The 9,218-nt window shown below is 42.6% G+C and carries 11 protein-coding genes and 1 pseudogene; 6 read left to right on the top strand and 6 right to left on the bottom strand.

Going from position 1 to position 9,218, the window contains the following annotated elements:
- Positions 1-150: NAD(P)-binding protein (locus H6G86_RS40085; RefSeq protein ID WP_190938527.1), on the bottom strand; the 150-nt coding region annotated here is incomplete at its 3' end.
- Between the two features lie 198 nt (positions 151-348).
- Between H6G86_RS40085 and H6G86_RS36930 the strand changes: the two genes are divergently transcribed.
- Positions 349-495 carry a hypothetical protein gene (locus H6G86_RS36930; protein WP_190938526.1) on the top strand — a complete coding sequence of 49 codons (147 nt, stop codon included), beginning with the start codon at positions 349-351 and terminating at the stop codon, positions 493-495.
- 156 nt (positions 496-651) lie between these two features.
- Here H6G86_RS36930 and H6G86_RS36925 read toward each other — a convergent pair whose 3' ends face one another.
- Complete coding sequence (locus H6G86_RS36925) at positions 652-1,194, bottom strand: DUF4334 domain-containing protein (protein ID WP_190938525.1); 543 nt, start codon at positions 1,192-1,194, stop codon at positions 652-654.
- 263 nt (positions 1,195-1,457) lie between these two features.
- Entirely contained in the window at positions 1,458-2,060 is a 603-nt protein-coding gene (locus H6G86_RS36920) for a Uma2 family endonuclease (protein WP_190938529.1), read from the bottom strand.
- 97 nt (positions 2,061-2,157) lie between these two features.
- Here H6G86_RS36920 and H6G86_RS36915 point away from each other — a divergent pair, with 97 nt between their 5' ends.
- Positions 2,158-2,301 carry a hypothetical protein gene (locus H6G86_RS36915; protein WP_190938524.1) on the top strand — a complete coding sequence of 48 codons (144 nt, stop codon included), beginning with the start codon at positions 2,158-2,160 and terminating at the stop codon, positions 2,299-2,301.
- 157 nt (positions 2,302-2,458) lie between these two features.
- Positions 2,459-2,893: pseudogene (locus tag H6G86_RS36910) on the top strand (cytochrome P450); the annotation flags it as partial.
- Between the two features lie 176 nt (positions 2,894-3,069).
- On the opposite strand, the gene H6G86_RS36905 reads toward H6G86_RS36910, so the two are convergent.
- A complete protein-coding gene (locus H6G86_RS36905; RefSeq protein WP_190938523.1) occupies positions 3,070-4,641 on the bottom strand; it encodes an adenosine deaminase in 1,572 nt (523 codons plus the stop codon).
- Positions 4,642-5,204: 563 nt separating this feature from the next.
- Between H6G86_RS36905 and H6G86_RS36900 the strand changes: the two genes are divergently transcribed.
- Complete coding sequence (locus tag H6G86_RS36900) at positions 5,205-5,528, top strand: hypothetical protein (protein ID WP_190938522.1); 324 nt, start codon at positions 5,205-5,207, stop codon at positions 5,526-5,528.
- A 556-nt stretch (positions 5,529-6,084) separates the two neighbouring features.
- The gene (locus tag H6G86_RS36895; protein WP_190938521.1) at positions 6,085-6,693 is read left to right on the top strand and encodes a glutathione S-transferase family protein; all 609 of its coding nucleotides are present in this window, start codon (positions 6,085-6,087) and stop codon (positions 6,691-6,693) included.
- 580 nt (positions 6,694-7,273) lie between these two features.
- Here H6G86_RS36895 and H6G86_RS36890 read toward each other — a convergent pair.
- Together H6G86_RS36890 and H6G86_RS36885 are read right to left on the bottom strand one after the other, a co-directional pair.
- Positions 7,274-8,035 (bottom strand): DUF6748 domain-containing protein, encoded by a 762-nt coding sequence (locus H6G86_RS36890; RefSeq protein WP_242065167.1) that lies wholly within the window; start codon positions 8,033-8,035, stop codon positions 7,274-7,276.
- 185 nt (positions 8,036-8,220) lie between these two features.
- A complete protein-coding gene (locus tag H6G86_RS36885; protein ID WP_190938519.1) occupies positions 8,221-8,421 on the bottom strand; it encodes a hypothetical protein in 201 nt (66 codons plus the stop codon).
- A 114-nt stretch (positions 8,422-8,535) separates the two neighbouring features.
- Here H6G86_RS36885 and H6G86_RS36880 point away from each other — a divergent pair, with 114 nt between their 5' ends.
- Positions 8,536-8,973 (top strand): pentapeptide repeat-containing protein, encoded by a 438-nt coding sequence (locus H6G86_RS36880; protein ID WP_190938518.1) that lies wholly within the window; start codon positions 8,536-8,538, stop codon positions 8,971-8,973.
- Positions 8,974-9,218: the final 245 nt, after the last annotated feature.

Raw genomic sequence — 9,218 nt, 5'->3', positions numbered from 1 at the left:
TTTACCACCTACGCGATTTTTGGCATCAATGATGGTGATATTTTTATATCCAAGATCATGTAATTCTTCGGCAGCTGTTAAACCAGCGCATCCAGCACCAACGATACCAATACGGATTGAAGGTTTATAGGTTAAACGATTAATTCGCATGAAACTGTAGTGAGAATTTCAGTCCCATTTAATTGTACTAACTTTATGTTCATGTTAGTAGTCACACCCAAAAGCGATAGCCGTTCGCTGTCTTCGTCTCCGTTGGCACAGCCTCCCGCTCTTAAGGCTACGGTGTACACACAAGTCTTAAAATTTCCCCTAATACTTGGTTTCGTCATCTAGCAATAGGATTGTACGATGGCGTACCCGCCCGCCGGAGGCGATCGCTCTGTCAGCCTGTCATTGCGAACGCGAGTGCGTCTCGCAGAGACGAGGAACGACGACGCAATCGCAAAAACTACGGGATTATGTGATTACTTCGCTGCGTTCGTAATGACATTTTAAGGGGTCTTTAAGGGTTGAAACCCTTGCAGATAGTACACCATAGCAGCCGATGAGGTATCAACCAAGATGTAGAATGATTACTCCAGGAGGGTGGAATTAGACAAGTGACACTCTGTTTCAGTGATTACTTTAGCGAAATAGAGCCGATTTAAAAAGTTAAAGGCATCGCTTGAGAATAAAAAAGAAAGGTTGAGATGTGTTTTTATAATCCATAATTCCCAACACAGTATTTTCATCTACTTTTCTAAAAGAATCATTAATTGGCAAATAATCATAAATCATTGTAGCAGTCACTTTTCCTCTATACTCCATCATCCGCAGCCTGGCTTGAGTTTTCTCGGTTTTAAGTAAAGAATTAATTGAGATCAGCAATGGTTTGAGAGAATTATTTTTAGGTATCGGCAATTTTAAAACCCAGTTCATTAAAGTGGGGTTAGGTGCAACCTGGAAAATTTTCCCCTGACCATTTAAAAATAATAACGGATGAACATTTTCAGAATCTATAAATTCTTTCCCATACCAATTGGAAATTTCCAATAAACCATCCATTGGATGATTTGTATGCAGTCCAGACCCTTGCCAACGACCAAACATAAAGCCTAAATTTACGGGATCAAGGGTGTCAAACAATTCTAAAGCTTTTTCTGTCGTAGTTTTACCCGTTTTCACTATCAATTGATAATTTTCTAATGTTTCCATTGTTGCTGTCCTTATACTTGTAATCTTGGCAACATGAGCTTTTAATGCTCATTCTTTATTCTTTCGTTGTGCGTTAGCGTTCGCGCAGCGTCTCTTCGAGAAGCTTACCGAAGGCGTTGCCTCTCGTTCACGAAGTGTCTCCGATAGGAGAAGAGAAGGTATCCCTTGTCTCTAATGTTAGGTGAGTATCATGATAGGCTAGCTTGAAAAAAAACTTTTCTGCCCGTCTCGGTAAGCGCAATTTCTAGAAGCTTTAGCAACCCTTAAAAATTAATCCGACGATAGATTTCAGTCAGGGGAATTTCCACGTTGTTTAAACTGTGCAGAACAATCGTCCGCTCAAGGTGAGAGTGAACTTGCCATAGCCAGCGCTCATTACTATTACGATCCAAGTTATGATACTGCTCAATGTAGGGTTCAGTTTGGCTTACAAGCAGATATTCACAAAAGCTGGCAATAGAGCGATATTTTCTGAACTTGTCCCCTCGGTCATAAGCTTCAGTAGAGGGCGATAAAACTTCGACAATAAGCATTGGATTGAGAATTTCATCATTGCGATCGCCATTGAATTCTGGTTCACCATTAACAACCATCAAATCGGTATAAGTCCCACACTGATATTCAGGAATCCAAACTCGCAAGTCGCTGTTATACAAACGAAAATCCGTGTCTCTCAGTAAAAACCCTAAGTAAATTAAGAAGTTGCTGGCGATTGCACTATGAGATTCCGACCCTCCTGACATAGTAATAATCTCTCCGTTACGGTATTCATGGCGTTCGGGGTTTGTTTCTTCCATAGCCCGATACTCGTCTAACGTGAGGCGAGTTGTTATTATATCTGGGGGACTGGTTTGAGCAAAGACCACAATCAGACCTCTTAAATAATTAGCTCTAGAACTATTATCAGCAAAGGAAAGAAGAATTGCTATTGAACGGTGGAATGCCACAGCCTCCAAGTGGGGTATGATGTATGCAATCGCCTCGTTGCTGATGTGTTTTATTGCCTTTGGGCAAGAATTTATCAAATTCACCAATGATAAAGAAATACTGGTAGAGACGGCTTGGCGTTGGGAGTGGGAACGAGTACTGGAATACGCTAGTAGTTGAAAGCGTTACTTCTGCCAAGCCTTCACTTTGGACGCTTGCCCAGGAAATGCGATCGCTAAATACACAAACTTCAACATAAATCTTGTACAGTCCGTAAAAGCCCGTACCTGACAACGAAGCTGATTGACTCTGTTCTACTTGGCATCAGCGTGCTACTTATTTAGAGCTTGTGCTAAAAGAAGTTCTACGGATGCTGCCTCCAGTCGTTCGTAGCGGTTCGCGCAAAGTACTTAAAGAAAGTGAGCTTGCTGGATACCGTATCCCCCAAGGCTGGGACGTGTTTTACCAAATTCAGGAAACTCATCAAGACAAGAATGTTTACGCTCAATCTCAACAATTTGACCCACAACGTTTTGCATCTGAATCCACGCAAGACAAACAAAGGGTTGGAAGCTATATACCTTTTGGTGGTGGGATTCGAGAATGTTTAGGTAAAGAGTTTGCTCGGTTAGAAATGAAACTGTTTGCCGTATTATTGATCCGTGACTATGAATGGGAAATACTTCCTGGACAAAATCTAGAACACTTAGTACTGCCATTTTCTCGTCCGAGCGATGGTTTGAAAGTAAAGTTTTGGAGGCGGGAAGGCTAACAGTATGAAATCGTATTGCTAAAGTAGATATTCATCACTTGAAAAAAATTCATTCTGAACGACAGGCGTAGCGGAACTTTCACCCTCATGAAATGTTTTGGTTTCTACACCCGGAACTGAATTTTCAACTAACAACAAAGTGGAATTACTTTGTTCTACATTTTCATGAAAGTCAATCAAAGCCAGTTTTGCAATGACTCAAACCGAGCAAATTCTGACTCTAGCTGCCATTGAGTCCGTGCGCGATCGCTCTTGTGCAAAAAAGCACTGCACCCTTGAGAAACATAGGTTTCACCAGGGGTATCGCTTGCACAAGCTGAAACCATTGCCTTAAATTCAGGCGACTCCCAGAGACTATTTCCCGGAGCGAAACTATATTCTAAGCTGTTGCGAGCCAGTCGCTTAAGGTCTTTATATCCCAGCCTATATCTTGTTGCCGCTAATAGATACTCATGACTTAAATCGATGCGGGAAATGCCTTCATCATCGGAAGCAAGGGTCATTGGTACTCCAGCCTTCCAATACTCCCTAAAAGGATGCTGATCTCCCTGGACATTTAAAATAACCTCATTACTGGTCAGGCAGATTTCAACCAACACGCCGAGTCGCCGCATTTGCTTCATCAACTCGAAGGGACGCTCCTCAAAAAGAATATCCACACCATGTCCAATGCGAGATGCCTGTGCCACTTCTACAGCTTGCCGAATATGGAAACGTAAATCTTCGGTTGGAACCAACCCCAGAGTTAACTCTCCAGCATGGAGCGTGACCTTGACATTGGGATATTGGCGTTTTAAAAATTGCAGCATTTGCATTTGCAGCGTGTAGTCACGCAGTGCAATTGGGTTATCTTCTGGGGCAACGAGATTGATGCCAACTACCCGCGAATCTGATGAATCTAGTGCAAAGGCATAAGCTAACTGAGCAAACACTTCAACAGGCGACTTTGTTCTTGTCGTTTGCTGCAAATAGCGCACTGTCACTGCACATCCAGGCTGTGCCGATGGAGTGCCGCAACTGAGTGTTTTCGAGACTTCGCGCTCCAACTGTGCAAATTGCTGGTTGCCGAGTGTCACTAATTTGCTTAAACCTCGTTTGAGCAATTGACGGTGCATCAGAGCAAAATCTTTATTCCAACCAACTTCACGCCCTAGCTGTCGAACCTCACTGCCCTGAACGGTAAGCATTAACTCTAGATAGGTAATATGCTGCGAAGCTGCCCGATTTGCTACTGACGCGACCATATCATCCCGACGGCTCATAGAATCTGATATTGGCCCAAAACCACTAAAAGCCTCAAAAAATTGGTCGTGTCCTGATTTTCCAGCAAATTGGAGGTTACGAGTAGACCAACGATTTATTAGGGAATCATAAACAGATGTTCGGTTTAACAATTCTGAGGCGGGAAAATAGCTACTGTCCTGACTGCAAGCTAATGGTTCAACTAAAACCCCCACCTTTGGATTCACACAATAGCCATCGGTGGCAGCCCACTCCAGATAGTGTTCTGCGTACACAGCCCCGCTTAGATGACTGTGGATATCTCCACCCTTCGGCATTCGTTGTACAAATGCTCGTAAAGCGCCTGGCTGGGCGCGATGGGCTTCAAACCAACTAGCAGTTTCAGCTTCACTCCGAGTCGAGGACTGCTGCGAATTAGATGGGACTTGGGCTGCTACACTCAAGATCAAACAGCTAGAACTCGTTAATACTCCTAAAAACAAATATAAGGGCGCTCGTCTATGCATATAGCTTTATTTTTTTATCCAACATGACCATAATTATCTGCTGAAATTGCCGCATTATTGTAGCGTTTATCTGCGGTAATAAGCATTGAAACACCGTTGAAGAAGGCAGGAGGCAGAGGGCAGAGGGCAGAAGGAACAAGTCGTCGATAGGATTCAAACCCTCCTGACTTGGAGCCACTGAACTCTTGTTCAGTGGGGGTCTTAAACTCTTACTCCCTTTCGGTCGTGGCAGAGGGCAGGAACCAGAATTCCCTTCTGCCTCCTACCTCCTGCCCTCTGCCTTTCTTGATAAATGATTCCGAGAAGTGATTAACCCTGAGTGGACAAGTCCTGCTTGAAAATGAACAACCCGCTTTCGGAGATAATTTTCTTTGCACAGATCAAACTGCTATAGCCCAAAGCCTTCGCAACTAGCTAGGGAGTTGCACTCATCGGATCTAAAGCTTGGGTAAGGTTGAGTGGGGTAAGTGAATACCCAATGTGTGAAAAGATACCATAAGTAATTAACAATGGTAATACTTAATACTTTTACCTTCACATCCAATGGCATTTGAACGACAATTATGAGTAACCCTCTTTCCCATCCCGAAGATCCAGACTTCCATTCATCTATTCAGGAGAATCTAAAACAGCTTTCTGCTCAGTTGGGATCTCCTTTGGACGAATTATCAGTCATGGAAATATACCAGAATGCGTGCGATCTACTGAGCCACGTTTCTCCATCACCTCTTACTCTTGCCCGCGTTGCAGGAACATTACTGGTCTACCGAGTCCAGGACACAGAACTGGAAGAATCCCAGTGGTTCAGCACCCAAGTGAAACAATGTCTGGACGAAGAAGAAGTTGAGGAGTTGATTGAATCCATACATCGCACGGATGCTTTGTAATCGCTGAAAAAGCGAGAGTCTCGCGCACATCGGATACCGTTGCATCATCTCTTGCAATTCTACTGCCTCACTTCGGGGCGTGTACACAGTTTCCCCAGACAGAGCAATCACAATCCTTTACCGCCTCGCCCACTCAAAAGGAGCGATTGCAGCAGATTTGGCCTGTTGTGTCTCCAGCTTCCTCCCTCCTTGCAAGCTGCCACAAACACGGCTTCCGGTGACTGAACAATTCGCAATTGGCAACTCTTGGAGACGCTAAAAGCGAACGCCCCGCTCCGCTAACGTAGTTCGCAATTTTTCTAAATAGCAGCAGACCTACATCAATCAAATTCCACAATTAAGCTTTGTGCTGTTTCATAGAAGGCTTCAACCAATCAACTCTGGAGTATCCATAGCCCAAGCCCAGAGCGTTCATCCATGCCAGACTCATCAATATAGACTCTTCAGAGGCACTTTTCGGTTATTCACCTGCACTTTTGTAGCCGCTTGTTTGGCTTCATCAATTTAAAATTAGATTTAAAATAAAAAATCACAATACTGAATTTATAGCAGCGATATGGCACGAATCTTATACTATGCACAGCGATCACCTTACGCTCGTAAAGTGAGAATTGTCCTGGCAGAGAAGCAGCTACCTTACGAACCCAAAGAAACAGACATTAACAATAAATCTCCAGAATTCTTGCGTTTATCTCCCATTGGGAAAGTTCCGGTATTGGTGGATGAAAATAACCTCGTTTTTTGGGATTCAACGCTGATTGTGGAGTATCTAGACGAGACTTATCCTCAGCCGGGTTTTTATCCTAGCAATCGCATTGAGTGTTTGTACTGTCGTCAGGGGGAAGAGTTAGCAGACAGTTTAATAGACAATGTTGTGGGATTGTGGTATGAAACCCGTAAAGGAAATCAAAGCGATTTTGGCACCCAAGCTAAATATCAGTCCTGCATTAATCGCGTTTTAGGTGTTTTTGAGCAAAAGTTGACTAACTCAGCCTACCTATTAAATGAAACTCTAAGTGCTGTTGATGTTGCAGCTATATCAGGGTTGGGTTACTACAGCCTAAGATTTGGCAATAATTGGCAGCAAGAGTATCCTAAATTAAGCCAATGGTTTGAGGTATTGCATCAACGCAAGTCGGTTTACTCTACCATGCCAAAAGCATAAAGCAATTTAGTTTACTTTCAGTTTTTAACTAATAACTGATAACTGTTGAATTGGGTGGATGGACTAAAAAAAAGAGAGAGGGAAAAGTAAGTTGATTGAACATTAAATATAATGAAACGTTACGCAATCTTTATCCTCAAATCACCAAGTTTTAAAATATACTTCTAGTATCGCGCCAAGCCCAAAAAGGCTAATAAATTTCGGGATGATATTCTAGAATTTAACTGATAGATTGCTTGTTAAGTGTAAACCGAACAGTTGCTCAATCCTACAAACTGCTTGCATCATGAGGCGATTGAGTTATTCAAGTTCAGGTGGACAAATTTCTGCGTAGGCGTAGCCCGTCTTAGACATCGCTACTTGTCCTTACATCAACACTTCCCACGCTAAATGCTAAATTTTATTTAGCCACCCAGCAGGAGTTTTCTTTTTCTTCTATGGTTCTGGTCTGCTGATTCAGTAGAACAAGAATTATTTGATCTGTATGCCCCAGCGCTGCGACGCCGAATAGCCCGTCGCAGACATCGCTCCCACACCGCTTGTCTATTTTGAGAATTATTTTATCTGAGCTAAAATTCTTTTACTTTGGTTCCACTCTCAGATAAAACTGTGTACCCACAAACTGAGTAGCTCTCTTGGTTGGATCTACGTTTTCTGCTACCTCAGTTTTACCTACAGCAATCAAACCTTTACCAAAAATTTCGCTTGTTGCTGCGTCAAGTTGTTTTTGTGTTGCACCCGTTTGACTCAAATCGATTGACGAAACTTGAGAAATCTTCGGCTTATTTAGAACCAGATTATCTGTAGAGAAACAAGGAGTTGTGATGCAGCGAATGCCATTGTCTTTTAGTGCCATAAAAGTACCTTTTGCTGGGGCATTTGTCACGGCATAGAAGCCTTCTTTTACTCTCAAATTCCCAAACTCACCGAATCCAGGAAATGTTACTGGAACGATGTTACCTCTGAAAATCACACGGCTACCATCATCATTTTGAATTTTTATTAGTTCGTAAGGCGAGACTTTCAGGGAACTCCAATCAATTGCAGACACATAGCATTCAGAGCGAAAAACACCATCTAAGCAAGGAGTAGCTTTCAAGTTGACAAGCTTTATAAAATATCCACCGCATATTGGAGAAGCACATTTGCGAAAATCTCTTCGCACCATGTAATATCCCCACTGTGGAAACTCTCGGTTTTTGACAGTGACTGCAACAGAATCAGTAGTCTCTGGAGCATAAATATTTTGTGCCGATACTTTGGAGAAAAATCCATTGGTGACTATTATTGCACCTAATAGAGGAATAATTGAGGCTTTGTAGTTCAATGATTGTTTGTTCATGGTAGTTTTCGATTTTATTTGAGGGTTAAATACCTCTGTTAAGAGCAGAGTTGACAGCATTTCTGGCAAAAACTGCCAAAATTACCTATACACAAGCTCGTAGTTGACGAAGTAGATTGGAATACCATAACTTTTACACTACTGACGATAGGTTAAAAAACCTTGCAGGAAACCTTAAAGGAATTTTAAGAACTCATTGTTTTAGCCAAACTTTGTCCCAGAATCACCTGACTGTACACCCAATCTCTGCATTTAGCCAAACCTGCGATGGCGCGAGCGCCCGCCGGAGGCGATCGCACAAGAACAACAAAAGCCGACTCAAGCAGATCGTTGAGTTTGCAGACTCCGATTTTCAGGGTGGGATCACCCCAGTAGAAATTCACCACAGCCGTAATAACTTCCGTTTGTTTGCCATTTATGACAAAATCTTGTGCAAAAGTCCGTAAAAGCGCACAATCAAGCTGTATCTAGCTTCAACCCTTGCTTTCACAAGCCCTGCCATGCCCCAAGACTTCTCTCACCAGAATCTCAGAGGTCGTTCATTCGAAGGTCAAAACTTTACTGGGGCAAACTTTAGCGGCGCAGATATCCGAGGAGCAGATTTTACAGGTGCTAATCTCACAAGAGCAAACTTCAGTCATGCAAAAACAGGATTGATGTGGCGTGGATTAATTGCTTTATTCAGTACTGCGTTGCTGTTCGCAACATTAGCAGGATTATTTTTACCCTATTTCACTATTGACACCATATCTTTGCTTACTACCAAGAAAGATATGATCAGAGTGTTGGTCTTAGTTATAATAGGGTTATTTTTTACCTATTTGTTTATCCGTCAAGGTTTATTTATCGCCTCAGTGGTTGTAGCTTTGTCAGCAACTTTTAGCGGAATGAGAACTTTCGCAATTAGCATGACATCTGTTTTAGTTTTAACTGTGTAGGTCTGTGGTCTGTGATTGGTTGGTGGCGATATAGGTCATGTCCTGACAAAGCTCACCCGATTAATTACAGGGATGATCGCTGCATTGGTTAAGAATTTGTCAAACCTGCTGCGTGCTGCGAGGGGTTTAATGTCATGAAACCTTAAAATGAGAATTGGCGATCGCTAGATATTTACCACTACCAACATTTTTATGGCGGTGGATGCAGTCCCGCCGAGGTTATAAGGCGACGCAAGTTAACGACT

It is taken from the genome of Nostoc sp. FACHB-133 (assembly GCF_014698055.1).
Classification (GTDB): domain Bacteria; phylum Cyanobacteriota; class Cyanobacteriia; order Cyanobacteriales; family Nostocaceae; genus Nostoc.
This window is presented reverse-complemented; position numbering and strand designations above follow the sequence as displayed.

Bases quoted from the DNA above. Each gene is read 5' to 3' on its own strand.
- H6G86_RS36925 (WP_190938525.1), bottom strand. From the start codon at position 1,194: ATGGAAACATTAGAAAATTATCAATTGATAGTGAAAACGGGTAAAACT.
- H6G86_RS36930 (WP_190938526.1), top strand. From the start codon at position 349: ATGGCGTACCCGCCCGCCGGAGGCGATCGCTCTGTCAGCCTGTCATTG.
- H6G86_RS36890 (WP_242065167.1), bottom strand. From the start codon at position 8,035: ATGAACAAACAATCATTGAACTACAAAGCCTCAATTATTCCTCTATTA.
- H6G86_RS36915 (WP_190938524.1), top strand. From the start codon at position 2,158: ATGATGTATGCAATCGCCTCGTTGCTGATGTGTTTTATTGCCTTTGGG.
- H6G86_RS36905 (WP_190938523.1), bottom strand. From the start codon at position 4,641: ATGCATAGACGAGCGCCCTTATATTTGTTTTTAGGAGTATTAACGAGT.
- H6G86_RS36880 (WP_190938518.1), top strand. From the start codon at position 8,536: ATGCCCCAAGACTTCTCTCACCAGAATCTCAGAGGTCGTTCATTCGAA.
- H6G86_RS36900 (WP_190938522.1), top strand. From the start codon at position 5,205: ATGAGTAACCCTCTTTCCCATCCCGAAGATCCAGACTTCCATTCATCT.
- H6G86_RS36895 (WP_190938521.1), top strand. From the start codon at position 6,085: ATGGCACGAATCTTATACTATGCACAGCGATCACCTTACGCTCGTAAA.